This is a genomic window from Pseudomonas brassicacearum, from assembly GCF_003732265.1.
GTDB classification, from domain to species: domain Bacteria; phylum Pseudomonadota; class Gammaproteobacteria; order Pseudomonadales; family Pseudomonadaceae; genus Aquipseudomonas; species Aquipseudomonas brassicacearum_D.
The window spans coordinates 1-431 of record NZ_MOBK01000214.1 but is presented as its reverse complement, the minus strand read 5'-3'; the positions used below and the strand labels follow the sequence as shown (position 1 = coordinate 431).

The window sequence follows — 431 nt, the reverse complement described above, 5'->3', positions numbered from 1 at the left end:
AGCGAAGAACTCCAACTTCAAGCACCGGCCGGTCGGACTGGGCATCATGGGCTTCCAGGACGCGCTGTACCTGCAGCACATTCCTTTCGGTTCCGCCGCTGCCGTCGAATTCGCCGACAAGTCGATGGAAGCGGTCAGCTACTACGCGATCCAGGCTTCCTGCGACCTGGCCGATGAGCGTGGCGCCTACGAGACGTTCCAGGGTTCGCTGTGGTCCAAAGGCATCCTGCCGCTGGATTCGCAACAGATCCTGAGCGAGCAACGTGGCCAGAAGTACATCGCCGTTGACCTGAAAGAAACACTAGACTGAGCACCGGTTCGCGCCCGTGTGCAGAAAGGCAGTCGTAACCCCAACATCATGGCAATCGCACCGACCGCGACCATCGCCAACATCACTGGCGTCCCGCAGTCGATCGAACCGACCTACCAGA

At 60.1% G+C, this 431-nt stretch carries 1 pseudogene; it reads left to right on the top strand.

Going from position 1 to position 431, the window contains the following annotated elements:
* Positions 1-431: pseudogene (locus BK660_RS30915) on the top strand (ribonucleoside-diphosphate reductase subunit alpha); the annotation flags it as partial.